The organism is Solidesulfovibrio aerotolerans (assembly GCF_009856865.1).
Lineage (GTDB): Bacteria > Desulfobacterota > Desulfovibrionia > Desulfovibrionales > Desulfovibrionaceae > Solidesulfovibrio > Solidesulfovibrio aerotolerans.
The window spans coordinates 12,532-37,627 of the sequence record NZ_WVUD01000010.1 but is presented as its reverse complement, the minus strand read 5'-3'; the positions used below and the strand labels follow the sequence as shown (position 1 = coordinate 37,627).

General features: G+C 62.6%; 24 protein-coding genes. 15 read left to right on the top strand and 9 right to left on the bottom strand.

The window, feature by feature from the left end; translation table 11 throughout:
* Nucleotides 1-175: 175 nt before the first annotated feature.
* The 3 genes from GTA51_RS07815 (at nucleotide 176) to GTA51_RS07805 (ending at nucleotide 1,436) form a co-directional block, all read left to right on the top strand.
* Entirely contained in the window at nucleotides 176-445 is a 270-nt protein-coding gene (locus GTA51_RS07815; RefSeq protein WP_160960076.1) for a hypothetical protein, read from the top strand.
* Nucleotides 446-697: 252 nt separating this feature from the next.
* Nucleotides 698-1,132: a bactofilin family protein gene (locus GTA51_RS07810; protein ID WP_160960074.1), complete on the top strand. Its 435-nt coding sequence runs from the start codon at nucleotides 698-700 to the stop codon at nucleotides 1,130-1,132.
* A 79-nt stretch (nucleotides 1,133-1,211) separates the two neighbouring features.
* Nucleotides 1,212-1,436 (top strand): hypothetical protein, encoded by a 225-nt coding sequence (locus tag GTA51_RS07805; protein ID WP_160960073.1) that lies wholly within the window; start codon nucleotides 1,212-1,214, stop codon nucleotides 1,434-1,436.
* A gap of 437 nt (nucleotides 1,437-1,873) precedes the next feature.
* Here the strand turns inward: GTA51_RS07805 and mgtA are convergent, their stop codons facing one another.
* Genes mgtA through GTA51_RS07780 form a run of 5 tightly spaced genes read right to left on the bottom strand, consistent with a single transcriptional unit; the run spans nucleotide 1,874 to nucleotide 8,626 of the window.
* Nucleotides 1,874-4,666, bottom strand: coding sequence for a magnesium-translocating P-type ATPase (mgtA, locus tag GTA51_RS07800; protein ID WP_160960071.1), 2,793 nt, complete (start codon nucleotides 4,664-4,666; stop codon nucleotides 1,874-1,876).
* 53 nt (nucleotides 4,667-4,719) lie between these two features.
* Nucleotides 4,720-5,802 (bottom strand): HprK-related kinase B, encoded by a 1,083-nt coding sequence (locus GTA51_RS07795; RefSeq protein WP_160960069.1) that lies wholly within the window; start codon nucleotides 5,800-5,802, stop codon nucleotides 4,720-4,722.
* The gene (locus GTA51_RS07790) at nucleotides 5,799-6,683 is read right to left on the bottom strand and encodes a GAK system ATP-grasp enzyme (RefSeq protein WP_160960068.1); all 885 of its coding nucleotides are present in this window, start codon (nucleotides 6,681-6,683) and stop codon (nucleotides 5,799-5,801) included. The genes GTA51_RS07795 and GTA51_RS07790 overlap by 4 nt, the downstream gene beginning before the upstream one ends.
* A 37-nt stretch (nucleotides 6,684-6,720) precedes the next feature.
* Entirely contained in the window at nucleotides 6,721-8,352 is a 1,632-nt protein-coding gene (locus GTA51_RS07785; protein WP_160960066.1) for a PhoU domain-containing protein, read from the bottom strand.
* On the bottom strand, nucleotides 8,345-8,626 hold the full coding sequence (locus GTA51_RS07780) for an amphi-Trp domain-containing protein (protein WP_160960065.1): 282 nt from the start codon (nucleotides 8,624-8,626) through the stop codon (nucleotides 8,345-8,347). The genes GTA51_RS07785 and GTA51_RS07780 overlap by 8 nt, the downstream gene beginning before the upstream one ends.
* A gap of 225 nt (nucleotides 8,627-8,851) precedes the next feature.
* Here GTA51_RS07780 and GTA51_RS07775 point away from each other — a divergent pair, with 225 nt between their 5' ends.
* The 3 genes from GTA51_RS07775 (at nucleotide 8,852) to hemW (ending at nucleotide 11,810) form a co-directional block, all read left to right on the top strand.
* On the top strand, nucleotides 8,852-9,034 hold the full coding sequence (locus tag GTA51_RS07775) for a Nif11-like leader peptide family natural product precursor (protein ID WP_160960063.1): 183 nt from the start codon (nucleotides 8,852-8,854) through the stop codon (nucleotides 9,032-9,034).
* Between the two features lie 87 nt (nucleotides 9,035-9,121).
* Nucleotides 9,122-10,573 (top strand): inorganic phosphate transporter, encoded by a 1,452-nt coding sequence (locus tag GTA51_RS07770; protein ID WP_160960062.1) that lies wholly within the window; start codon nucleotides 9,122-9,124, stop codon nucleotides 10,571-10,573.
* Nucleotides 10,574-10,682: 109 nt separating this feature from the next.
* Complete coding sequence (gene hemW / locus GTA51_RS07765; RefSeq protein WP_160960060.1) at nucleotides 10,683-11,810, top strand: radical SAM family heme chaperone HemW; 1,128 nt, start codon at nucleotides 10,683-10,685, stop codon at nucleotides 11,808-11,810.
* On the opposite strand, the gene GTA51_RS07760 is transcribed toward hemW, so the two are convergent.
* Entirely contained in the window at nucleotides 11,804-13,174 is a 1,371-nt protein-coding gene (locus GTA51_RS07760; RefSeq protein WP_160960059.1) for a peptidoglycan DD-metalloendopeptidase family protein, read from the bottom strand. The two genes, hemW and GTA51_RS07760, sit on opposite strands and share 7 nt — an antisense overlap.
* Before the next feature lie 232 nt (nucleotides 13,175-13,406).
* Between GTA51_RS07760 and GTA51_RS07755 the strand changes: the two genes are divergently transcribed.
* Nucleotides 13,407-13,985 carry a hypothetical protein gene (locus tag GTA51_RS07755; protein ID WP_160960057.1) on the top strand — a complete coding sequence of 193 codons (579 nt, stop codon included), beginning with the start codon at nucleotides 13,407-13,409 and terminating at the stop codon, nucleotides 13,983-13,985.
* A gap of 326 nt (nucleotides 13,986-14,311) precedes the next feature.
* Here GTA51_RS07755 and GTA51_RS07750 read toward each other — a convergent pair whose 3' ends face one another.
* Entirely contained in the window at nucleotides 14,312-15,382 is a 1,071-nt protein-coding gene (locus GTA51_RS07750) for a glycerophosphodiester phosphodiesterase (RefSeq protein WP_160960056.1), read from the bottom strand.
* A gap of 257 nt (nucleotides 15,383-15,639) precedes the next feature.
* Here GTA51_RS07750 and GTA51_RS07745 point away from each other — a divergent pair, with 257 nt between their 5' ends.
* The 3 genes from GTA51_RS07745 to GTA51_RS07735 all read left to right on the top strand — a co-directional run bounded on the left by GTA51_RS07745 (nucleotide 15,640) and on the right by GTA51_RS07735 (nucleotide 17,946).
* The gene (locus GTA51_RS07745; protein WP_160960054.1) at nucleotides 15,640-16,830 is read left to right on the top strand and encodes a putative sensor domain DACNV-containing protein; all 1,191 of its coding nucleotides are present in this window, start codon (nucleotides 15,640-15,642) and stop codon (nucleotides 16,828-16,830) included.
* A gap of 97 nt (nucleotides 16,831-16,927) precedes the next feature.
* Nucleotides 16,928-17,305 carry a PilZ domain-containing protein gene (locus GTA51_RS07740; protein ID WP_160960053.1) on the top strand — a complete coding sequence of 126 codons (378 nt, stop codon included), beginning with the start codon at nucleotides 16,928-16,930 and terminating at the stop codon, nucleotides 17,303-17,305.
* Nucleotides 17,302-17,946, top strand: coding sequence for a tetratricopeptide repeat protein (locus tag GTA51_RS07735; protein WP_246198043.1), 645 nt, complete (start codon nucleotides 17,302-17,304; stop codon nucleotides 17,944-17,946). The genes GTA51_RS07740 and GTA51_RS07735 overlap by 4 nt, the downstream gene beginning before the upstream one ends.
* 54 nt (nucleotides 17,947-18,000) lie before the next feature.
* On the opposite strand, the gene GTA51_RS20705 is transcribed toward GTA51_RS07735, so the two are convergent.
* Both GTA51_RS20705 and GTA51_RS07725 read right to left on the bottom strand, forming a co-directional pair.
* Nucleotides 18,001-18,420, bottom strand: a complete 420-nt coding sequence (locus tag GTA51_RS20705; protein ID WP_211922487.1) for a hypothetical protein — start codon at nucleotides 18,418-18,420, stop codon at nucleotides 18,001-18,003.
* A gap of 170 nt (nucleotides 18,421-18,590) precedes the next feature.
* Nucleotides 18,591-19,763 carry an AI-2E family transporter gene (locus tag GTA51_RS07725; protein ID WP_246198042.1) on the bottom strand — a complete coding sequence of 391 codons (1,173 nt, stop codon included), beginning with the start codon at nucleotides 19,761-19,763 and terminating at the stop codon, nucleotides 18,591-18,593.
* 54 nt (nucleotides 19,764-19,817) lie between these two features.
* Between GTA51_RS07725 and GTA51_RS07720 the strand changes: the two genes are divergently transcribed.
* The 5 genes from GTA51_RS07720 (at nucleotide 19,818) to GTA51_RS07700 (ending at nucleotide 25,038) form a co-directional block, all read left to right on the top strand.
* The gene (locus GTA51_RS07720) at nucleotides 19,818-20,858 is read left to right on the top strand and encodes a rhomboid family intramembrane serine protease (RefSeq protein ID WP_160960050.1); all 1,041 of its coding nucleotides are present in this window, start codon (nucleotides 19,818-19,820) and stop codon (nucleotides 20,856-20,858) included.
* A 135-nt stretch (nucleotides 20,859-20,993) separates the two neighbouring features.
* Entirely contained in the window at nucleotides 20,994-21,497 is a 504-nt protein-coding gene (locus GTA51_RS07715; protein WP_160960048.1) for a PH domain-containing protein, read from the top strand.
* A 68-nt stretch (nucleotides 21,498-21,565) separates the two neighbouring features.
* On the top strand, nucleotides 21,566-23,020 hold the full coding sequence (locus GTA51_RS07710) for a HAMP domain-containing sensor histidine kinase (RefSeq protein ID WP_160960047.1): 1,455 nt from the start codon (nucleotides 21,566-21,568) through the stop codon (nucleotides 23,018-23,020).
* A 1-nt stretch (nucleotide 23,021) separates the two neighbouring features.
* A complete protein-coding gene (locus tag GTA51_RS07705) occupies nucleotides 23,022-23,636 on the top strand; it encodes a hypothetical protein (protein ID WP_160960045.1) in 615 nt (204 codons plus the stop codon).
* A 37-nt stretch (nucleotides 23,637-23,673) separates the two neighbouring features.
* On the top strand, nucleotides 23,674-25,038 hold the full coding sequence (locus tag GTA51_RS07700) for a sigma-54-dependent transcriptional regulator (RefSeq protein ID WP_160960044.1): 1,365 nt from the start codon (nucleotides 23,674-23,676) through the stop codon (nucleotides 25,036-25,038).
* Nucleotides 25,039-25,096: the final 58 nt, after the last annotated feature.

Below are 25,096 nucleotides of genomic sequence, written 5' to 3'. Positions count from 1 at the left end.
CGGCGATTCCGGCTTGTTGCCACCGGCCCGCCGACCACCAGCTCCGGCTGTCCTGGCGCGGGTGAGCCGGCGGCGAATCCGGCTGCCGGGCATGGGTGGTCCATCAGCCATGAGGCGCTCTTGGTGCGGGACAGCCGGCTGCGAATCTGCTAGGGTCTGGAAAAAGGGAAATCGCATGACGTTACGAGCCATGATCCTCGCCTGTCTGTTGCTGGCTGTCGTAGGCTCCGTCGGTTGCAAGAAAAATAGCACGCCGCCGGCCATGCCGCAGATTACCTATCCCGCGCCGACTTCGCCCCTGGAGGTCGAGCGGAATCAATTGGAAGAGGAAAAGCGCTCCCTGTCTGAAGACTATAGCGAAAACATCGACAGCATCCAACGTATCAATGCCCGGTTGATTCAGATTAACATTGAGCTGCACCGCCAGACGAATCCGCAATACTAGCGGGTGGCCAGTGCGGCCGTAAGATTGGCGGCCAGAATGTGCCACGATGTTGCGGCCCGTCAATTTTCGCTTCGGCCGGTGTGGCATAGAGTCAGAAACGTGTTTGTTTGTTGTGAATGCAACACTTAGGTGAGGCTGTTGTTTCCGGGGCCAGCCCAGCGGCCTGTCCCGAAGGCAACACGCAGCGGCGAGCAGGATGGGGCGGCAGGGCCGCCCAGGCGTAGCCGCCCATGAGAACCAAGGACCACTGCCATGTTCGGACGTGCATCAAAAAAGAAACCGCGCCTTGACGCCATCACAGCCTTTCTCGGGGCCGGCACCCAATATCATGGACAATTCAATTTTCAAGGCGTCGTGCGCATCGACGGCTCCGTCATCGGCGACATCATCTCCGACGGGGTGCTGGTGCTTGGCGAGGAAGGGCTGGTCGAGGGCAGCGTCCGGGTGGGCGAACTCATCGCCAGCGGCCGCATTGTCGGCGACGTCGCCGCCAGCCGGCGGGTGATTCTCCATAAAAGCGCCAAAGTGCGCGGCAACCTGGCCACGCCGGCTGTGGTCGTTGCCGACGGCGCCATCATCAATGGCCAACTGTGCATGACAGAACCCCAGGCCGTCATCGTAGAAGACGGCGAGTCCCCGTGCGCCCTGGCCGCTGCCGGCAGCGACGCAGTCGCGCAAACGTCGTAAATTGAGGGATTGCCAAAACCGTTGCGGGCGTTTAATGGCAAAACGCCGCCAAGCGCCCCGTTGTAAGGAGTCCCGCCGCATGGGCCAATTTTTTCCCGATGCCGACCAGTTTCCCTTGGAAGATCAGATCAAGCACCTCGGCGACGATGAGTTGCTCGATTTCTGGGAGGAAACCCAATATCTTGAGCGCATGCTCGTGGAAGAGGAAAATTCCGAAGTGGAACATTCCCTGGAATACGAGCGGGCGATCCTGCAGGAACTCATGCTGCGTTCCTGCCGCCGCACCCTGGCCGGCAACGGCTGAGGCGGCGGCCGCAGCGTCGCTGCCGGCGTGCCTGCCGGCGTCTCCGTGTCTGCCCGCGCAGACATGTCTGCCAGCGCAGGCAGGGCCATGCCGCGTTATTTCTTAAAATATCCCAGCACTTTTTGAAGGGATGCAACACCTGTTGCGTCTCCTCTCCGACTGCTCGTGCCGGCCCGCCGGCCCGTCCTTACAGGATTGCCCGCGGCATCTGCTTGGCGGGTGGGCTACCGCTGCGGCGTGAGGTTTCCTGCGCGCCCCCTCCCCCAGGCATCTCCAAAAAACAAACGGCCTGCAACGCTGGTGCGTTGCAGGCCGTTTGCCTAAGCGCAGAGGCTGTTGGTGTGCCCATCCACCCGCCCGTAGCCAGTCCCAGACAGGCCGGTCAGGGAAGCACCGGGGCTGCCCGAGTGGCCGCCGGCGGCCGCAGAGAGCTGGCCTCAGGCCCGGGTCGGGCAGGCGGTCGAAGTCGCAGCGATGCGGCGCACCACCCAGGACTTAACGATCTGGGCCAGACACATATAACAAAAGATCACCAGGGCGATCAGTCCCCAGTAGCCGACCGGCGGGACAACCAGCCCGAAGGATTCGGCGAGCGGTGAAAACGGCAGCCACACGCCAAGGGCACAGATGAGCAGGGTGGTCAGGCCCAGCGTCAGGCTGGAACGGCTTTGCAGGAATGGAATCTTATCCGTGCGGATGACATGCACGATGATGGTTTGCGACAGCAGCGATTCAATAAACCAGCCGGTCTGGAACAGGGCGGCGTTGTCCCAGGCTCCAAAGACATGGAGCAGGATGAAAAAGGTGACATAGTCAAAGATGGAACTGACCGGCCCGAGATAGAGGATGTAGCGCCGGATATCGTCGATGCGCCAGCGCCTGGGGCTTTTGACGATGTCCTCATCCACGTTGTCGGTGGGAATGGCCGTCTGGGAGAAGTCGTACATGAGGTTGTTGACCAGTATCTGGATGGGCAGCATGGGGAGATAGGGCAAAAAGGCGCTGGCCCCGAGCACGCTGAACATGTTGCCAAAGTTCGAGCTGGCCCCCATGCGGATATACTTGGTGATGTTAAAAAAGATCTTACGGCCTTCGCAGACCCCATGTTCGAGGACGGCGAGGCTTTTTTCGAGCAAAATGATGTCGGCCGATTCCTTGGCCACGTCCACGGCGGAATCAACCGAGATGCCGACGTCGGCGGCCCGCAGGGCCGGGGCGTCGTTGATGCCGTCGCCCATGAATCCGACCACATGGCCGCGCGCCCGCAGCGCCTTGACGATGGCCTCTTTTTGCATGGGGTCGAGTTTGGCAAAGACGTGGCAGGTTTCCACGGCCTCGGAGAGTTCCGTCTCGGTCATGGCGGCTGCCATCTCGCCGGTGATGATGTGATGGCCGGCGTCAAACCCGACCTCGCGGCAGATCTTGGCGGTTATGACCGCATTGTCCCCGGTGAGGATCTTGGGCTGGATGCCGTGGGCCAGCATGGTGGCCAGGGCGGCGGCGGCGGTGTCCTTGGGCGGATCGAGAAAGGCCAGATAGCCCATAAGCGTCAGCCCGGACTCGTCGGCCACGGCGAAATCGTGGCGCGCGCCGTCCACTTCCTTAAAGGCCAGGGCCACCACCCGGAATCCGTCTTCGTTGAGGTCGTGGACGACCGCCTGCATGGTTTCGCGGTGTACGGCGTCCAGGGGCGAGACAACGCCGTCGTGCAGGCAATCGCAGCTTTTGGAAAAGACTTCCTCGGCCGCACCCTTGCAAATGAGGATTGCCTTGCCCGAGCGCTTGTCGCGCACAATGACGCTCAAGCGTCGACGCATGAAATCGAAGGGGATTTCGTCCAGCAGTTCGTAGTGGGACGGGTCAATGGTTGATCCGGCGTCGTCCCCGGAGTTGATCACGGCCACATCCAGGGCGTTTCGAAGCCCGGTTTGCAGCTTGCTGTTGATATAGGCGTATTCCAGAACCGAGTGGTCCTCTTCGCCGGTGACGTCCAGGTATTTTTCCAGGATGATCCTGTCCTGGGTCAGGGTGCCGGTCTTGTCCGTGCACAGGATGTCGATGGCCCCGAAGTTCTGGATGGCGTCCAGGCGTTTGACAATGACCTTGTGCTTGGCCATGGCCAGGGCGCCCTTGGACAGGCACACCGTGGCCACCATGGGCAGCATCTCCGGGGTCAGCCCCACGGCCACGGCCAGGGCGAACATGAAAGCGCCCATCCAGTCGCCGGTGGTGGTCCCGTTTATGACAAACACCAGCGGGGTCATGACTGCCATGAACCGCAGCATGAGCATGGTGAAGTTTTTGATGCCCTTGTCGAAATCGGTGGGAGCGCGTTTTTCCGAGAGTTTGGCCGCGATGCCGCCGAAATAGGTTTTGATGCCGGTGGCCATGACCAGGGCCGCCGCCGAACCCGAGATGATATTGGTGCCCATAAAGCACATGGCCGGATCGCCCAGGCCCGTCTCGCTTTCAGGCGTGGGTTCGCCGGGGGCGCGGGCGATTTTTTCCACCGGCAGGGCTTCGCCGGTGAGCATGGCCTGATTGACGTGGAGATCCTTGGCCCGCACGAGCTGCACGTCGGCCGGCACCATGTCGCCGGCCGCCAGCAGCACCACATCGCCCGGGACAACCTCGGCCATGGGGATTTCGCGCTGCTCGCCGTCGCGCAGCACCGTGGCCGTGGTGTGGACCATTTTTTTGAGCTGTTCGGCGGCGGTGTCGGCCTTAGCCTCCTGGATGACCTTGAGGGTGACCCCGAGTACGGCCATGCCGATAATGACCAGGGCCGAGCGTACATCGTCGGTGGCGTAGGAGATGCCGCCCAGAACAAAGAGCAGGAGAACCAGGGGGTTTTTCACCGCATCGATGATGCGGCTGGCCAGGGTGATGCGCTTTGACGTTCCGGCCTGGTTTGGCCCGTACTGGCGCAGGCGCTCCCGGGCCTCTTCGGTGGACAGACCCGCCATGGCCGGTTTGGCCGCCGGAGCGGGTTCGACCAGATTTGCGCCGCTTTGCGCCACCGCGCCCCACAGGGCTTCCAGGTGCTGGAACGCTTCGTAGGGCGAAACCTTGTCCTTGGCCGCCAGGGCGGCGAAAACATGGGCTTTCTGGGCGAAATGTTCGAGGTTTTTGACAAAGGCCTCTTCCGGGCCAAGACGCAGTGCGTCTTGGCCCTGGGAAAAGGCCGGATGCTCTCCGGGAGAGGCCGCGTGCGGCGTCGGGTCGGTCATGACAACTCCGTGTGCAACTGATCCCTGGCAAATCCGAGCCGCAAGGCGAGTTCCTACCGGCGCACCGACTCCAGAAATTCCAGGCAGACGCGGGCCGCTTTGGCAAAATCCACGCCGCCGTCGATCTCCAGCACCGGCACGTCGCCAAGCAGCGAAAGATACGCGTTCTGGCTGGCCATGGACGGCTCGGCCGGGTCTTCGAATTCGTAAAAAAGCCCCATATCCTTCATAAAGGCCGGCATGAGGTCGCGGCGCTGGCGCAGATCGACCCTGTTGGCGAGCAGCGGCGAGGCGTCGCGTTTCCAGCGAAGGATCACCAGCCCGGCCATGGGGCAGGCCAGCTTGAAGCGGCCCGGACCAAAGCACTCGTCGATAAAGGCGTCGTACTTGTGTTCCAGATCCCACAGTTCGGCCTGGGGCAGGGCGGAAAAGCGCGCCCGATCCTCGGCGTTCATGACCGAGGCCAGGTTGGGGTTATTGAGCACCGTGCCGGGATTGATCCGGGGCATCTTGGCCACCCCGGCCATGGTCAGATTGGCGCCCTCGCGCGAGACCATCACCCGGTCGTTGCTGATGAAATCCGTGCCCTGGCCCATGATATCCAGGGCCAGGGTGGATTTCCCGGCCCCGGCAAAGCCGGCGATGACCAGACCGGCACCGCCCATGGCCACGCCGGCGGCGTGAAAGAGCAGGGCACCGCGCTTGAGGCGATTTTCAATAAAGCGGTTATTGATGAAATTGACCACTTGATTGTCGTTTTCCAAGCACGGCCCAACTGCATAGTTTTTGCCCTGGCCAAACAAAAAGACCAGACCGGTTAAAAGCTTATGCACCACGCGTCCGTCGGGCAGATCGATGGAGGCTTCCTTGAGTTTGGTCTTGCCGGGTTCCCGGGGGTGGACGGCAAAGGGCAGGTCAAAGGCCGGCGGCCCGGCCTCGATGGCCGTGACTTCGATGACGGTCTGGCCGCCGCCGCCGAGAAAGTCGCGGAAATAGCGACCAAGCTTGTCGGTGAGCGCCTGGGAGTTGGAAGTCAGGACCACGGTCACGTCGTCGAAGGTGATTTCCAGGCGCTGGTCGATGGGGGCAGTTTCGAGAAGGGGGGCCATGAGCCCGGCGATAGTGGGATTGTTCATCGCAGCTGCTCCAGGACGTAGTCGGCGTAGGCGGCGGCGGCGTCGATATTGCAGGCGTCGAGCAGCCCCCGGAAGCCGCCAAAGGCCGACACTTCGTAAATGGCCGCGCCAGCCGGCGTCTCCACAACGTCAACGCAGGTAAAGGCCATGCCCGGGAACAGGCTTTGGGCTTTGTGGGCCAGGGCAATGATTTCCGGCGAAGGGTCGCGGGACACGTAGCGGCCACCGGTGCGGGTGGTGGTGTCCCAGGAATTGCCGCTGCCCTGGCGGGCGTAGGTGGCCAGGTACTTGCCGCCGAGAAAGGACACGCCCAGATCGTGGTGGCCGCCGGCGTGGGAGACCATCTGCTGGATGTACATGACCTGGTTGCCGGCAGCCTTGAAGTCGGCAATTTCCTCGTGGGCCTCGGGGCCGTCCTCGATGACGGTCATGCCCCGGGCCTTGGAGCTGTACAGCGGCTTAAATACGGCCCGGCCAAAGCGGGCCACGATTGCGACCGCTTCCTCAATGTCTTCGGTGATTTCCGTGGGCGGCATGGGAATCCCGCCCCGGCGCAGCACGGCCGTGCCGCTCAACCGGTCGATGAGCCGGTAGATGCTGTCGGGATCGGAAAAAACGGGCAGCCCCCCGGAGTGCAGGAAGCGCAGGATTTCCATGCGGTCCAAGGCATTGGGGGTGTAGGACGGCGCGATCTTTTTGACGATCAGCCCATCCAGGGTGGTTAAGTCCGTGTCCTTATAATAGGCCTTGCCCGTTTCCAGATCCAGGCGCACTTCGGCCATGTCGATGCACAGGCGATAGCCGGTGCGCGTCTCCAAAGCGTCCAGAAGGCGCAGGGTGGACCAACCGCCAGGGATACCTACCACTCCGATTTTTTGCATCATGTGCTCCTTGCTCATGAGTTGGCCAAAGATGTTGTTAGTAGCATAGCGCGGCCAGGGGCAGCCGGAACGTGGCCGGATCGCCACTATGGGCGGTCACGCGTTCCAGCAGATAGACGCCGCGATTGAGCATCAATTTGGCAAAGCGCTGGCTCAGTTCAAACCGGGTCGAGGTGATAAGCGAGCGGCCCAGGCCCAGGGCCAGACGCATATCAAAGGTCGTATCGCCCTTGGCCGCGGCAAAGGCAGCGGCAAAACGGTAAAACTCCATAATAACGGCGTTGAGCACATTGCGTCGGGCCTTGTCAAAGACCGGCAGGCGGAAGTTGGAAACCATAAAGACCGACACGTCCTGGGTCAGATCGGTTTCTGTCGAGCGGTGCAGGTCGATGTAGTGGATGCGGTCTTCGGCCGGGTCATAGAGGATGTTGTTGGAATTGTAGTCGCCGTGAATGAGCACCGAGAAGGGCGCAGGCAGCGTTTTCTCCACAGCCTCGGCAGCGGCAAGCAGTTCGTTGAGAGAGGGCACGACAAAGGAGCCGATGGAGCGGCGTTTGAGCTGGAAGTGGGGATGGACCGAGAGCACTTCCGGCAGTCGGGCGCGCAACTGCTTGATTGCGTTGACGGTGACGGGGGTCGGAGCCAGCGTCTTTTCCCACAAGGCTTTGGCCGTGCGGCACTGGGCCGAAAGCGCCCGTCCCAGCAGTTCGAGGTCGCCGGAAAGCGCCAGATCCTGGATGGTCTGGCCCGGCAGCAGTTCGATGAGCATGGAACTGGTCTTTTTCCCCTCGCGAAAGGCTTCCAGGCGCGGGGCCAGACCGGGCATAAGTGCTTCCCAGCGGGCGAAGTTGGCGACTTCCTGGCGCAATTTGTCGCTGTCGCCGTCTTTGAAGATGACTTCCTTGTGGCAATCGTCCTCACCGCCGCGATCCAGCACCCGGCCGATGCGGCAGCCCGAACGGGTGCCCCAGATGGACTCGAATTCGAGGTCGGACAACGGGTTTTCATGGCCGGACTCGGCCAGGATGTCGCTTAAGGCCGTAAACTGGCGGATTTTGAATTTGTCGCCGGTGATGGCGAAAATGGCCGCCTCGCCGACGTTTAACAAGGCGTCGCCCATGCGCTCCAGATAGCGGAAGATAAACAGCGTGGTCAGCAGGTCGCCGGTATTAAAACCCGTGCGCAACTCATCGCGGATGCGGTCGAATTCCTGCTTGTAGAGCCGGTCGAGATGCAGTTCGCAGCGACAGATTTTAAGCGCCGTGGCCATGTCGTGTTCGAGCACCGCTTTGGGCATCCAGGCCAGGGCGTTGCGGATTTCCTGGAAAAACGGCTTGTAGGCATAGCGTTTGAGGCATTCCGGGTCGTCATAATGGCGGGTCTGGCGCACCACATTGACGGCATGGTCGCCCACCCGCTCCAGGTTGCTGCCGATGATGTGAAAGGCCCGGATGCGGGCGACTTCCGGGGCATTGGGCCGGGTTTCGCCATGGAGCGTGGCGAAACAGGCGTTTTCAATGACGCTTTTTAAATTGTCGATATAGTCGTCGCGGGCCTCGATCTTGGCGATGGCTTTTTCGTTGCGGTGCTCAAGGACGGCAATGGCCCCTTCGATCTGGCGTTCGACCTCGACGAGCAGGAATTTAAAATTGCGTTCAATCTCATGCATCGCCGTCGTCCCGGGCTGTGATGAGCAAAGGCCCGTTACATTCCTGTTCGCGCTCCTTCCAGCGAAACGTCAGCTTGAGCTTGCGATCCTCGCCCTTGAGCTTGCCTTCGACGGTGACGGCCACCACGCCTTTGGGGGCGAGTGTCAACACGTCTTCGCCCTGGGTCAGGGTGATTTCGCCTGAGGCAAACCCGTCACGCACCGCCTCGAGATAGGCGGCGATGGTATCGGGCTGTTGGAGTCCGTCATATTTGAAAAGCTTGTTCACGCGCATCCTCCTTTGCTGGCCCCAGGCGCTTTAACCTGGGCCGGGCCACGCTTGTAGCATCCGAATATGAAGAAAAGGTGAACTTTGGGCTGAAATTTCTGACACTCTTTCACCCCCCCGTCCAGTCAGGGCAAACGAACACCGGATTGCCATGCGGCATTGACCCAAACTACACAGTTGGAGCCTATTGCGTGGCGAGCAAATGAACCATATTCCTGTATGGAGGTGGGTATGAGTCAGGAGAATATTGATCGCTATTTACAGTGGTTGCAAGCTGATAAGGATCAATTGTTGCTTGTCAGCGGCATGTCCGTTGCCGAATTGGTGGAGCATGCTGCCGCCTTGGGTTTCGTTTTCACCGCTGAGGAACTCAAAGCCAGGCAAGCGCTGGTGCATCTGATGGAAGGCACCTAGGCCCTCTCCGTTTTCGCTGTTTCCCTGCGGCCGTCGCTGCCCGGCGACCACCTCCTTAAAGCCGATGCTTACGATCCGGAGAAAGGCATGTTGCAGTCCATTTCCAGTCTCGACGGCCACACCCTCTTATTGTTGTGTCTTTCCCTGGGCATTGCCCTTGCTTTTGAATTCGTCAACGGTTTCCACGATACGGCCAATGCCGTGGCCACGGTCATATATACCAAATCCCTGGGTGCCCGCAGCGCCGTTGTGCTGTCGGGACTGTGCAATTTCCTGGGTGTCTCCCTTGGCGGCATTGCCGTGGCCTACGCCATTGTCCATCTGCTGCCGGTCGATCTGCTCGTTTCGGTCAACTCCACCATCGGATTGGCCATGGTCTTTTCCTTGCTCGTTTCTGCCATTCTCTGGAACTTCGCCACCTGGTATCTGGGGTTGCCGGCCTCAAGCTCCCACACGCTTATCGGTTCCATCCTCGGCGTCGGTCTGGCCAATGCCCTGCGCGAAGGCTTGCCGCTTGGCTCGGGCGTCAATTGGCACAAGGCCGCCGAAGTGGGGCTGTCGCTTTTTATTTCCCCGGTCATCGGTTTTGTCCTGGCCGGGGCCTTGCTCCTTCTCCTGCAGCGCCTGCTCAAAAATCCGACCCTGCACAGTCCGCCGGTGGGCAACGCGCCGCCGCCGCTTGGCATGCGGGCGGCCCTTATCGCCTCCGGCCTCGGGGTGAGTCTGGCCCATGGCTCCAACGACGGCCAGAAGGGCGTGGGGTTGATCATGCTCATCCTGATCGGCATTGTGCCCGGGGTCTATGCCATAAACTCCGACGCCACCACCGAGGAACTTTTGGGCGTGCGCCAGGCGGCGGCGCAGTTTACCGATTATTTCGACGCCCACCGCCTGGAAATCGAAAAATTCTATCAAAACGGGGATATCGCGGAACTGCCCGCCAAGACTTCGGCCGTCTCCTGCGACGTGCGCGGGGCCGTGGCCGCCTCCGAGGCCATCCAGCAGTGTCTGGCCCAATATCCGAGTATCGCGGCTGTGCCGGCGGCCGAGCGGTGGACGCTGCGCACCGACATCCTGTGCCTGGACGATGCGGCCCGGGTCATGGCCGGCCTTGCCACTACGAGCGAGGAGCGCCAAAAGCTTGATGGGCTGCGCACCACCCTGCGCCGGCCCACGGAATACGCCCCGAGCTGGGTGATTTTTGCGGTGTCCCTGGCCCTTGGCTGCGGCACCATGGTCGGCTGGAAGCGCATCGTGGTCACCATCGGTGAAAAAATCGGCAAGACCAGGCTCAGCTATGCCCAGGGTGCCTCGGCCCAGATTGTGGCCATGGGCACCATTGCCCTGGCCGATGGTCTGGGGCTGCCGGTCTCCACCACCCATGTGCTGGCCTCTGGCGTGGCCGGCACCATGGCCGCCCATAAAAGCGGCTTGCAGATGCGAACCCTGCGTTCCATTGCCATGGCCTGGGTGCTCACCCTGCCGGCGGCCATGCTGCTTGGGGCCGGGTTGTTTTTCCTCTTTGCCGGGCTGGCCTGAAACCGGACGGCCCGCCGCGTCGTCGCGGCGGGCTTGCCCACGACGGCGTTTGGGCCTAAAGACCGGTGTCGGCCTTTGGCCGGTAGTCTCAAACGCCTGGTCATCCCCTATGCTGCTTTATATCCACGTACCCTTTTGCCGCAGCAAATGCCGCTACTGCGCCTTCGTCTCCAGGCCCCTGGACATGGCCGAGGTGGAGGTCTACGCCGCGGCCCTGCCGCTGGAAATACGGCATTTCGGCAAAAAACTCGGTCGGCCCAAGGTCGAGACGGTCTATTTTGGCGGCGGCACCCCGAGCCTGCTGCCGCCCTGGGCGCTTTCGCGCCTCATGCCGGAAATTAACAAGCATTTTGACCTGCATCCGGCCGTGGAATGGACCTTTGAGGCCAATCCCGATTCCGCCCTGGATGTCGAGTATCTCAAAATCCTGGCCAGCTATGGTGTCAACCGCATCAGCCTTGGCGTGCAGAGTTTTTCCGACGCGGCGTTGACGCGCCTTGGCCGGCCCCACAACGCCAAGACCGCCATGGCTGCGGTCAACGCGGTCCGGCAGGCGGGCTTTGTCAATTTGAGCCTGGATTTCATCTGGGGCCTGCCCAATCAGCGCGAGGGCGCCTGGCTTGAAGATCTCAAAATGGCCGTGCGCCTGCGCCCCGAGCATCTTTCCTGCTACGGCCTCACCCTGGAGCCGGGGACACCGCTGGCCGCCGACGCCGAGGCCGGCGGGCTGGAACTGCCCACCGAAAGCGAGCAGGGCCGCATGTACATCCACGGGGCCGAGTTTCTGGAGGAGCAGGGCTACCTGCAATACGAGATCTCGAGTTTCGCCCGCATGGGCTTTCAAAGCCGGCACAACAGCGGCTATTGGGAAGGCCGGGACTATCTTGGGCTGGGGCCGGGGGCGGTGTCCACCCTTTCCGGGGTGCGCCATGAAAACCCCCGGGACGTGCGGGAGTGGGCCGCCCTGGCCAAGACCGGCCGCTGCGGGGCCGGGGGCGTGGCCCTGACCCGGGAAGAGCGGGTGCGCGAATACGTGATGCTGTCGTTGCGAACGGCCAAGGGACTGCGGCTCTCGATTTACCGACGGCTGACCGGCATTGATTTCCTCAAGGAAAACGAGAGCCTTTTGACCGCGTTGCGGCAAAAGGAACTGATACGCTTAAATAACGGCCATTTGCGGCTGACCAAAAACGGCTTTCTGGTCAGCAACCTCATCCTCGAACGTCTGCGCTACTGACGGCGGTTGCCTGGGGCGGTTGTTCGGGTCTCGGCCAAGTCTGTGGGCGGTTTGCGACCGTCAAGGACGGCGGTCAGGGTGAGAATGTCCTGGCGCAATTCTGCCAGCCGGGCAGCCGGCAGCGACTCGGCGCGCATCTCTGGGTTGGCCAGGGCGTTGACCGGGCGGTCGTTTTCATACATCCGAAAATCCAGGTGCGGTCCCGTGGCAAAGCCCGTGGAGCCGACATAGCCGATGACCTGTCCCTGGACCACCCGGGAGCCGACGGCCAGGCCTTTGGCGAAGCGGCTGAAGTGGTTGTAGCGGGTGACGTAGGTTTTGCCGTGGCGCACGGTGATGTAGTTGCCGGCGGCGTGGTTGCGGCCGCGTTCGATGACCACGCCGTCGCCCACGGTCCAGACCGGAGTGCCGGTGGGGGCGGCGTAGTCCACACCGAAGTGCGCTTTTCGCACCTTGAGGATGGGGTGCAGGCGCGAGGCGCTAAAGCCCGATGTGACGCGCAGAAAGGACAGCGGGGCGCGCAAAAAGGTCTTGCGCAGGGGGCGGCCTTGGGCGTCAAAATAGTCCAGCCGGCCCTTGTCGCCAAGCAGGCCGAAGCCTTCCAGGGCACCGTCCGCATTCACATAGCGGGCCGCCAGCACCCGGCCAAGGCCGGCGAACCGGCCTTCGACGTAGCGGCGTTCCACCACGGCCGCAAAGGTGTCGCCGGGTTGCACGTCCCGGCTGAAATCCAGGTCCGAACCGAAGATGTCGGCCAGGGCCATGGCCGTGGAGGCGTTGCCGCCGGCCTCGGCCACGGCCTCGGAAAGGCTGGTGCGTACCGTGGCCCCGATCAGCGCCGGGCGCACCTCGCACTGGCGCGTTTCCACCCGGGCGGCCAATTCGCCGTCGGTTTCGTCGATGACCAGCATTTCCGTGGGGCTGATGTCGTATTCAAAGGAAACGAGTTCCCGGTCGCGCAGGGTCAGGCGGTAGGGCTGGCCGGAACGCAATTTGGAAAAGGAAAAGTCCTCGGGATCGTCCAGGGCGGCCAACTTGTCCGGGGTGAGATGGCTGCCCAGGATATCGGCCAGGGTCTGGCCGGGCCGGACCTGATCGGTGCGGGTCTGGCTGGCCGGGGCGGCATCAAAGCGTTCAAAGAGGTTGCCGGCCGGTTCGGCTTGCTCCGGGGGAAGCTCCGGGGCGGCGGCCAGGGGATGGGGTGGGCCGATCACAATTCGTTCGGCTGTCTGGCGCGGGAACACGGCCAGGGCCAGGACGGCCGCGCCGGCCAGAAGCGCCAGCAGCCTAAGGCCGGTCCTTCGTCGGGAGCTTGGGGGGCAAACCGGGGAGCTTTCGGGGTCGCGCAGCGGCGCTAAAGGCATGCTTGGTCCTTCCAGGATAGGCGGTTACGCTCGTGGGCGGGTTGGCCTGCCGGTATGCGCCGATCGCGGACGGCGGGTTGCGGCAACGCGCCTTTGCGGCGGCGCGGGAAACGAGGCTTTGGCATCCCTTGTCCGGCTTGTCGCTAAACAGAAGATGAACAATATGTCATGCGCTGGAGCCCGAGCCCGCGTCCTGGCCGCTTGATCCGGCCGCAATCCCTGGAGTGAGACCATGACCATTCCTGCCATCGCCGCCGCTGCCGCCACCCTCTCTGTCGCCGCTGCCGTTCCAGCCCGCGTCCTCGCCCGGGCCGTTGTTTGCGCCGTCTGGCTGCTGGCGGTTGCCGCCTGTTCCCGGCCGGCCGAACTGCCGCACCGGCTTTTCGGTCTGGCCTTTGGCGAGGCCCCGACGGCCGAACTGGTGCGCCAGCAAGTGCCCCTGCCGGCCGACGTGTCACAGCGCCTGGCCTTTTTCACCGCGCCCGGACGGCGGGAAACGGGGTGGGCCGGCGTTGTGCTGACCGATCCTGTCCTGGCCTTTGACCAGGGACGGCTTTTTTCCATCGACGCCGCCCTGGCCGAGGCCCCGGCCGCCGCCGGCTTGCACGACCGCCTGACCCGGGATTTCGGCCCGGCCCATTGCCGGGAAACAGCCGGGCGGACCGTGTGCCTGTGGTCGGCCGGCGAGACAGAGCTGATCCTGGAACGTGCCGTGGACGGCCCGGCCCGGCTCATGGTGCGCCATCGGCCCACCGCAACCGCCGTGGCGGCAGTCCTGCCCCAGGGTGCAGACGGTGGCCGACGGGAATAAGAGCAGAAGAGATAGAAGGGCAAAAGAGGCGGAGGAGGCAGAAGAGGCCTCCGGCGGCCAAAGGGCTGAGCCCTTTGGAATCCCACCTGGAGGCAAGGGGTTAAGGGGGAACGGCGTTGCCGCGACGGTTGGTGGGAGGAAAATGCACTTCCGTCGAATGGGCACTGCCGCAGCGCAAGCGTGGCGGGAACCACCGTTGCTCCGGCGGCCGGGGATGGGTCCGGCGTTCGCAAGGGTGGGTGCGGGCTTTGCAGTCCACGCGGCAGGCGGGGCGGCAACGGCCGCCCCCGCAGTGGCAGCGGCCGCAGCCGGAAGGGCAGGCAGGGTTATTTCTTGCTCTTAACAAACGCCTCGCGGGCAGCCACAGCCGTGTCCGGGAAATCGCTGAAGACGCCGTCCACGCCAAGCTCGAAAAACTGGATGTATTCTTTCACAGGGTCGCCGGCATACTCCGGAGCCAGATAGCGGGCCTCATTGCGAAACGTGTAGGGATGGACGAGCAGTCCTGCGGCATGGGCGTCGGCCACCACGGTGTTGGGGGCGGCCAGGGTCTTGTCCGGGTTTTCCGCGATGATCAGCCGCTTCCAGGGGCCGATGCCCTGGGCAAAGCGGGCGATTGCGGCCAGTTCCTTGGGCGCGAGCAGCTCGGCGTAGGTGCGTGGGTCCCCGGCGACCACGAGATCGTAGGGCCGCATGTCGGGTTCGTCATAGAGAAAGACCAATCGGAGCTTGGTCATTTCGCGAAGATCCTTGAGATTTTGCAACTCGAAGGACTGGATGAAGACCGGCGAGTCGGCCTTGTCGTAGCCGTTTTTATGCAGGGTTTCCACCAGTCGGCCTTCCAGCGGCAGGCCGATGCCGCGAAAATAGGTGGGGTGCTTGGTTTCGGGATACAGGCCGATGACCCGGCCGGTTTCGGCTTCCTTGCGCCGCACCAGGGCAATGACCTCGTCCAGGGTCGCCACTTCGTATTGGCCGTCAGAACTGTGGTCCCGGAAATCGAGCCGTTCTTTCGCCCGCAGGGTCTTTATTTCGGCCAGGGTGAAGTCTTCGGTGAAAAAGCCTTCGATTTCGGTGCCGTCGATCATTTTTTTGGTTTTACGGTCCGGGAATTTGGCGGCCACGTCGGTGGTTCCGGAGATGTCGTTTTCGTGGCGGGCCACGAGCACCCCGTCCTTGGTGGCGACCAGGTCCGGTTCGATGAAGTCGGCCCCCAGGTCGATGGCCAGTTCATACGAAGCCAGGGTGTGCTCGGGCCGGTGGCCGCAGGCGCCGCGGTGGCCGATAACGAGTGGCGCGGCCGGGCGGGACTGGGCCATGGCTTCGCCGGCCAGACCGCCAAGGGCGAGCACGGCCAGGGCAGCGACTACGACGAGTTGGAAAGAGACGTTGGGCATGGGACACTCCTTGCGCAGGTTGGGATTATTGGGGGAGCATTGCCCGGAATGCCTGCCAGGACATAACCGTCGCGCAACAATTACGCGACGGTTGTCTCACGGAGCGCACATCATAAGCAGTTCTGTTTTTGTATGGAAAAGAACCATAAATGCAAGGTGTTGCTGCTGGGCAAGCCATAACGGAACTTTCTGAACGCAACATTTTCGGGGTGACGCCCGGGTTTGACAGACATCCGGAGCAGCCCTACAAGGCCCAAATGCAGTCGTCTCCCGACCCGTTCCCGGCAGCGGGACCGGCCGGTCCCCTGGATCTGGCGGCCGGCCTTTCCCCCAACCCCACAGCCCTTTGCGCAACGGGGCTTTCCGTGCTGGTGGAAACGGCCTATCGCGCCAGCCTCAAGCGGGAAGAGGGGCGCTATCCGTCCTTTCAATTGTTTTCCCCCCTGGCCGGCGGCCCGGAACCGGTGCTCGACCTGCGGTTTTCCCCGCCCCAACCTTTTTGTCTCAATACCTTGCACCGTTTAAGTCCCGGTATCCCGCCCGGACCCTATGCCTTTGTGGTCAAGCAAGGGCAGGATGGTCTGCGGACCGAAGGTGTGGCCCGGGTGGAGTATTCCGGCTTTGCCGCCCTTCGCGGCCGCATCGACTACCATGGTGGCACGCTGTTCCCGGGCTTGTCCCTGCACGTCACCGCGCCGGCGCGGATGCGGGCCGTCCTGCTGCCCCGGGACGGCCCGGCCATCTATCTGGAACTCAAAGAGGGCCGGCTGGCGCTGTGCCACGACAACGCTTTTTCCCCGGTGTTTCTGCCGTTATGCCGTCGGGCGGCCGGGCTGTTGGCGAATGGGGCCGAGGACGTCGGCTCGTTGGCCAGTCTGGTCAAGGCCACGCTGGCCCGGGTATTTTCCCTGGCCGTGACCGCCGGCCATGGCGGCCTGTTTGTTTTTTTGCCGTCCGGCCAGCCTGACGGGGCCGGCATCGAGGGCCTGCTGTCGCCGGGGGTGGGTGTGGCCTGGCCCAATCTGGGCCGGGTGGCCCAGAATCTGGCCGGGGCCGGCCGCAATCTGGCCGTTCACCTGGAGCAGTGGGACACGGCCACCCGGGTCACGGCCCAGGCCTCGTGCGTGGACGGGGCGGTGATTTTGGACGCGTCCCTGTCGGTGCGCGGCTTTCGGGTGGAGCTTTTGGCCCGGGACGAGGAACGCCTGCCGGACTGTGTGTCCCTGTCGCCGGACACCTCCGACCCGGTTGCCACCGGCATGGTGGATTTGGCCGCGTTCGGGACGCGCCACCGTTCGGCCGCCCGGTTTTGCGCCCGATTGCCTGGGGCCGTGGTGGTGGCGATATCCCAGGACGGGGAGATGCGGGAATTTGTGCGGCTTCCCGACGGCCGCATCGGGGTGTGCGGACCGCTGATCCCCATGTCCGTGTCCGCGCCCGTGGCCTGATCGCCGTATTGATGCTTTATAATCGGCCCGGAAAGCGCTAGAGATCAGGTTCGGGACGTGGCCGGGGCAGGAGTGCGCCCGGTGAAGTGAGGAATATATGAGCGAGAACAAACGCCGTCGCAGCCGGGTCAGCGCCCAATTCGACGCCTATGTGTATATCGACGGGGAAAAAATCCCGGTCAGCACGCAAAACCTCAGCCTCAAAGGGGCGCTCTTTGAGCCGGAGTCCAAGCTGGCCGCCGGCCGGGACTGCACGGTTGTTTTCGGGCTGGCCAAAGATATCAAGGTGCGGCTTAAGGCCATCATTGTGCGGTCCAGTGACGAAGGCGTGGCCATTGATTTTGAAAGTATGGACGAAAGCGCCTTTTTCCATCTGCGCAACATGGTGCGGTACTGTTCCCAGGACGCGGACATGATCGACAAGGAATTACAAGTTCCGGCTTTTGATCTGCCCCGGGAGGGAGAGGAGTCTTGAAGCGCCTGCGTCTTTTGCAACGCGCCCGGCAGGGGGCGGTTGTTGCCGTGGTTATGCTGGGGTTTCCCGCGATGTCCGGCGCGCCTGCCGCCTGGGCCGGAGGCCTGGAACAAGCCAAGGCCGGCCTGACCGCCCTGGCCGGCCAGGACTATCATACGGCCCTGACCCAGCTCACCGAGGCCATGGACTCCAACGAGCTGCCGGGTGAACAGGTCCACCTTTTTCTGGCTGCCCGGGGCTACGCCAAGGCGGCCCTTGGCGACTACAACGCCGCTATCGAGGACTATACCAAGGCGCTTGAGAAGGATGCCGGTTACGCCCAGGCGGTCTTTAACCGGGGCAACGCCTATTTTTCCCTGCGACATTACGATCTGGCGATAAGCGATTATTCCAAGGCACTGGAAGCAGACGTCAAGGACGCCAAGGCCCTCAATAACCGGGGAGCGGCCTGGTTTAAAAAAGGCAATCTCCAAAGTGCCATGGCCAACTATTCCATGGCCATCGCCGCCGCCCCGGACGATCCTGACCTGTATCTGAATCGCGGCAAGACGTACGAGGCCCTGGGCGAGCCGGACAAGGCCCGGGAGGATTTTTTGCAAGTGAAAAAGCTTGACCCCTCGGCCAAGACCCCGCTCGATTGAGCCGTTTGGCCGGAGCAGATCGTCCTTGACGTGCGCACACCCATGTGCTTATATCTAAATGTCGGAAAAAACAATTTGAGGGGGAGGTCGAATATGCGTTTGCGAAAATTGAGGACCGTAACTGCTGTATTTGGTTCGCTTTTGGCCTGCTCCTTGTGGATGGCTGCACCGGCCATGGCTGCCGGCAACGGCGAACAGTGGCAAACGGCCCAGTATGCCCCGCAGCAGCAGGGCCAAGGCGGTCAGCGCGGCCAGCAGCAGGGCGGCCAGCAACAGGGCGGCCAGCAGCAGGGCGGCCAGCAGCAGCAGCAGCAGCAGCAGATCGGCAACAATTCCTGCGTGCAAAGCCACCAACGCTGCGCCATGATGTGTGCCGGCAACGGCACCTGTGTTAACAACTGCAACATTGGCTTTGCCATGTGCCAGCAGCAGCAGGGCGGCGGCAGTTAACCAGCCGATTAAACGTTCACACAAGGGCCGCCAAGCGGCCCTTTTTTATTTCCTGGAGCAGCTTTGCCACCCTTGGTCGCGCCTTCGCAGACAATACAGAACCCTGGGGGCGGGATTCTATTCCGGCGCTGTGGCCCGCGCGGCGGCTGCGTATCGGATAGGCTGGCCCCGTGGCGGTGTCAGTCGGAGGCCGCCTAGGGTGTGCCCGCGGTGTCGTCCGGCGTCTGCCGGTGGGGCCGGGTCGGGGCCACGAGATTACGCTCTTCCAGGACATGCCGGTAATCCTCGGCGTACAGGGTCAGCATCACCATGGCAAAGCCCAGCACCAAGGGACCGTAGAGGATGCCGAGCGCTCCAAAGAATTTGATGCCGCCGATGATGGAGAGAAACACCCAGAAGGTGGACATGTTGGAGCGGTTTTGCATGAGCAGCGGCCGGATAAACGAATCAATGCTGGAAATGACCACCGCGCCCCAGATCATCATGAAAACGCCCCACTGCCACTGGCCGGTCAGCATCAGATAGAGGGACACGGGCAGCCAGATAATCGCTGTGCCAATGACAGGAATCAGCGAGGCAAATCCCATCATGCAGCCCCAGAAAAAGGGCTGGATGCCGACGATGAAAAGCCCGATGCCGCCGGCCAGCCCCTGGGCCAGGGCGATGACGAAGGCCCCGAGGATGACGGACTTGGACACGTCGTCGAGTTGGCGGATGATCCGGTTTTCCTGATCCGTGGTCAGGGGGACCAGATAGCGCAGTTGGGCCAGCATCTCGTGGCCGTCACGGATGAGAAAAAACAGCACGAACATCAGAATCAGAAAGTTCATGGTCAAAAGGAACACGTTGCCGATGACCCGGCTGCCGCTGTCCAGGAGCATCTGGCCGGCGGTCTTGGAGATATCGATGAGGTCGGCTTGCAGGGCCAGTTTTTTCAGATCCAGAAAAGGCAGATGCTCCTGGACCCAGGCCATGTATGGCGCCAGCGCGTCCTGGCTGAACAACTGGTTGAAATCGGTGGCGGCCAGTTTGTGCTGCAGGGCGTTGACGGATTGCACCCCCTGGGCCAACAGGGAACCCAGAAAGAAAAAGAGCGGGATGATGATGCAGGTGAAGATGAGTCCGGTGGTTAAAAGCGCTGCCAGGGTGGGCCGTTTCTCGCCGCAAAGCCCCGCGATGCGGCGGTGGACGGGCCGGAAAAGGGCCGCCATCACCACGCCGATGATAAGGATGTTAACGAACGGGTGCAGCACGATGCAGGCCAAAATCAGGGCGGAGGCCAGGATGAGCAGCAAAAAGATGGAATAAATGGGTTTGCTGTTTTGGTTCATTTTGGGGACGTACCAGATCAGGCGCGGCGGCAGCAAGGGCCTTTCGCAGGCGTTGCGGACCAGCCGGCATCCGTCGTAGAGTCGCTGCCTATGCCGGACACGCACCCCCTTTTTGAGCCAGCCGACCCCAGGGAAGACGCCGCAGCGACGCAGCGTCCGCCTGCCCCCAAACGCCTGCCGCGCACGGCCCCCCGGCCCTCCCTGTGGCCGCGCCCCGGCCAGCGCGACATTACCGAAGAAGCCACCGGCAAACCCGGTCCGGCCACGGCCATACGCGCCCGGGAATGGGAAATGATCCTGGCCTCGCGGGCCATCCCCCACTCCATCCGGCGTCAGGGCAGCGGCTACCGGCTTTTTGTGCCGCGCCGCCGGGCCGTAGAAGCCCTGGCGGAACTGGCCGGGTATGCGGCCGAACGCGCGGCCATTGTGCTGTATGATCCCGAGGCCGAACCGGTGCGTCCCCCGGTCTGGCCTGCGGTGCTGGCCTGGATGGGCCTTCTCACCGCTGCCTGGGGATTTATGCTGGGGGAAACCGTCGTTTTCGGGCGGCGCATCGTCTGGAAAAGCCTGGGAGCCGGGGATTCCGCCCTCATGCTGGCCGGGCAGTGGCAACGGGCGGCCACGGCCCTGTGCCTGCACGCCGATCCGGCCCATCTGTTTGGCAACGCCGCCAGCGGGGCGCTGTTCCTGTCGCTTTTGTGCCGCGAGACCGGGCTGGGCCTGGGCTTTGCCCTGACCCTGGCCGCTGGCGTTGCCGGCAATGTATTAAAGGTGCTCATCCAGGGGCCGGGCATGCATTTTCTCGGGGCCTCCACCGCCGTTTTCGGGGCGTTGGGGGCTCTTGGCGGCGTGCGGCTGGCCAACCAGTGGCCGCCGCTGACCTTTCGCCGATCCGCTCCGGCCGGGGCGGCGTTGATGCTGCTGGCCATGCTCGGGGCCGGCGGCGAGGACGGGATGGCCGTCGATCTGGCCGGCCATTTGTTCGGCTTTGCCTCGGGTGCGGCCCTGGGGCTGGCCGCCGGTTTCTGGTTGAAACGCCGGGGGGAGCCGGGGACGGCGGCCCAAGTACTCTGGGGCGCATTGGCCTTTCTAAGCCTTGCGGCGGCCTGGGGCGTGGCGGTTGTGCGCTGATACCGGCCGGCGCGGGGGCAGTGGGCCCAGGAAGGCTTTGCCTTGGCCGCAGTTTTCGGATAAGCCCATGGATCGTCGCTGTTTTGCGCCCGAAAGGGCCGCAATCGGCGCAAGCCGCCTGGGAGTGGGGATGCCATGAGCCTAACGGGCCTTTTATTTGAGGGTGAGGATATCCGGTACCGGACGGGCAAGCACTGGGTGGTGCTGGCCAAGGCGCTGGTGCTTTTTGTCCTGGCCTTGCTGGTCTGGTCGAGCGAACCGACGTTACTCAAACTCGTGCAGTTTAAGGTGCCGGAAGAGCTGGAGCGGTTTGTGCCAAAAATCCTCTCCGTGGGCGTCTGGCTTTTTCGCTACGTGTTTTTTATCCTGCTCACACTTTTGGCTTTGATGCGCCTTTTTTCTTTTTTCACCCTGCGCGTGGGCCTGACAGACAAGCGCCTGGTCTGCGACGATGCCCTGCTCGGCAGTTTCTCGCTGGATCTCGGCAAGATTGAATCGGTCAAGTGTGAGCCGGGGTTTTTCGGGGGGCTTTTGGGCTACGGCAAGATGATCCTGACGGCTTCGAGCAGCCAGCGTCTGGTCATCACCAATCTGTCCCGTCCCCACGTCCTTGAACAGGAAATTTTCGCCGCCAAATAGCGTCCGGGGCTGGCGGCGGCGGGCCGCCCGGCCCTGTCCCCAACACCCCGCGTCGTGGATCCGCGACCATGTATTTGTCACGAAAGCCCATCAAGCATTACGGCATCTTGTTTAAGCTGCTGGTGGTCTTTATCGGCATTATGATCGTGGCCTATTTTACCATTTCCACGCTTCTCATTTATATAAAAGACTCGGTCAACATCTCCCGCGACATCGTCAAGGTCCGTTTCGAAGTGCTGTCCATCTCCCAGCGTCTGGTGGACAGTTTGCTGATCATGGAGGAAAACCAGAAAAAGTACGAGATCCTCCATTCTGATGAATACAAAAAGAATTTCATGGCCGCGCTGTCCGAATACAAAAATGCCATCTGGAGCATTTTGTGGTTTCGCTACGAAGGTTTTTCCGCCTGGGAAGAGTTGCATGCCGAATTTCGCCAGACCTTTCCCGATCTGGCCCAGGGGAGGGAACTGTCCAAAGAACCCTGGGTTGACCAGGATAGGCTCAACCAATGGATGCGTATTGTGGTCAGCGCCCGCCAGGACAACGAACGGGTGCTGGAATCCGGCATGCGCGAGCTGTTTCGCATCAGCGAAGTGGCCGTCAACCGGGGCGTGTCCGGGTTGACCATCTCCATCGGCGTGGGCCTGCTCGGCATCCTCTTTCTCACCTATTCCTTAAGCCGCCCCCTGCGGGAACTGCGCCGGGGCATCCGGGCCTACACCCGCGACGGCCGCCTGGAACCCATCCGGGTGTTGTCCCAGGACGAATTGGGCGAACTGGGCGCGGCCTTTAACGACATGACGGTGCGCCTGAAAGAAGAAGAGCGCATGCGGGCGGATTTTATCGACATGGTCAGCCACGAGATCCGAACGCCGCTCACCTCGATTCGCGAATCCGTCAACCTCATGCGCGAGCGGGTGCTGGGCGACGTCAACGAGCGGCAAAAGCGTTTTCTCGACATCGCCAGCGACGAACTGCAACGTATTTCCGCCATGCTGACCAGCCTGCTCAAGGTGTCGAGCATGGCTTCCCAGATCGTGGACCTGTCGCTGGTGGTTTTTAATCCCGAGGAACTGCTGCGCGAAACCCTGGAAAAGGCCGGCCCGGCCGCCGAGGCCAAAGGCATTGTCCTGGCCCCCCGGGTGGCCGCCGATCTGGTGTCCGTCATCGGCGACCGGGAGTTACTTGGCCAGGCGCTGTACAATCTGGTCGGCAACGCCGTGAAGTTTTCCCCGCCCGAACGCACGGTGCGGGTGGGCCTGGAGCTGGCCGACGGCGGCGCAAAGCTGCTTGTTAGCATTTCCGACGAGGGCCCGGGCATCTCGGAAGAGGAACAGTCCCACGTGTTTAACAAGTACTATCGCGGCGTGCGCACCAAACGCACCACCGATGGCATCGGCCTTGGCCTTAATATCGCCAAAACCATCGTCGAAGCCCATGGCGGCAATATCTGGCTGTCGAGCCTGCCGGGCAAGGGCTGCACTTTCTACTTTACAATTCCAGTGGATGGGGCAAGAGCGTAATATGGCCCAATGTGTTTTGCACCGTGTTGGTTCGACCGCAGTCCATGGCTGCTGCGGGTTGGCGTTATTGCTGGTTCTGGGCTGTGCCCGGCACGAACCGGTCCCGGTTCCTGTCGCTGCTCCGGCGTCGCCGCCGGCTACGCCGGCCAAGGACGTCATAATCTGCAAGATCGAGCGCGAGACGGCCTATGACCTGGGCCTTCGCGCCTACGACGCCGGCGAGGTCAAACGGGCCATGACCTTGTGGCGCGAGGCCACAGCGGACGCCGATCAGGCGGTGCGTCAAAAAGCCCTGTTCGCCATGGCCGGTGTCAGGCTGACCCAGGCCGGCAGTGACGCCGAGCTGGCCACCGCCCTGGACATGCTCGACACCTGGGCGAAAAAATCCCCTCCGGGCGGCAGCGGCGAGGATGCACGCTTCCTGGTGCCTGTGGTCAAGGCATTTAAGCCCGGCTATGTCCTTAAAGAACAGAAAGCGGCCCTGGAGCGCGACTGCGGCAAGAAACTGGCCGAGCGCGAGGAGCAGGTGCGCAAAAGCCTGCAGCAGCAGGTCAAGGCCCTGGAGTCCATCCACCAGCAGATCCAGGAAAAGAAAAAGGGTCTCAGCAATTACTGATCCGGTCGCCCCGCGTCCGGCCGCCCCAAAGCAGCCCATGAGTATAGGCCCGCAGCAGACCCGCAAGATCGTCCTTGTCGTTGACGACGACCCGCATATCCTGGAAGTGCTGGAGGTGCGGCTCGTCTCGGCCGGCTATGATGTGATCACCGCCGCCAACGGCCTGGAAGCCCTGGACGTCTTGGCGAAAAAGCCCGTGCGTCTGGTCATTTCCGACATCCGCATGCCCGGCATGGACGGCATGCGCATGCTCGAAGAGATGGAAAAGCGCAACATCAAGCTGCCCATCATCTTTTTGACCGCCCACGGCAGCATTCCCGGGGCCGTGGAAGCCATCAAGCACGGGGCCGTGGATTACCTGACCAAGCCCTTTGACGGCCAGGAGCTGCTGACGCGGGTGACCGAGGTCTTTGCCAAGGCCGCCGGCCTCGATGCCGCCCGAAATGCCGATCTGGGCGAAACGGGCCTTGTCGGCAAGAGCCAGACCATGCGCGATCTGGCCGCCATGATCGAACGGGTGGCCCCGCGCGATGTCAACGTCCTGGTCCTTGGCGAATCCGGCACCGGCAAGGAGCTGGTGGCCAACCTGATCCACCGTCGCGGCCCGCGCAAAAGCGGCCCGCTGGTCACTGTGGACTGTGGCTCGACCCCGGCCGGGTTGCTCGAATCCGAGCTTTTCGGCCACGTCAAAGGCTCGTTCACCCACGCGGTCAAGGACAAAAAGGGCCTCATTGAGCAGGCCAACCAGGGGACGCTGTTTCTCGACGAGATCGGCAACATCTCCTCTGAAATGCAAATCCGCCTGCTGCGCTTTCTGGAAAACCACAAGATCCGCCGCATTGGCGATGTGCGCGAGATCCAGGTCGATTGCCGGGTCATCGCCGCCACCAACGCCGATATCTTTGAACAGGTGGAAGACGGCGTTTTCCGCGAGGATCTTTTGTATCGCCTCAAAGTGGTGACCATCAATGTGCCGCCCTTGCGCGAGCGGCGCGAAGACATTCCCATCCTGGCCGAACATTTCACCCGCCAGTTCTGCGCCGCCCAGGGCATGCCGCCAGTGACCGTGCCGGTGGAAACCATGGCCTATCTGACTGCCTATCCCTGGCCCGGCAACGTGCGCCAGTTGCGAAATGCCCTGGAAGCCGGGGTGGTTCTGTGCACCGACGGCGTGCTGGCCCCCCAGGATCTGCAACTGCCGCTCGCCGGCAAGGGGCCGGATCGCTCGGCCGACAACCTGTCGCTGGATCAGAGCGAAAAGGCCGCCATCGTGCGTGCCCTGGAGCAGTCGGGCTGGGTGCAAAAGGAAGCTGCGCCGCTTTTGGGCGTCAGCCGCCGGGCGCTCAACTACAAGATCCAGAAATACGGCATCGAGATTCCCAAGCGCCGGTCGAAAAAATAACCGGACCGTCGCCTTCCGGTCCCTCCCGCGCCTTGGCAAGGGGGACGGTTTCTGTCAA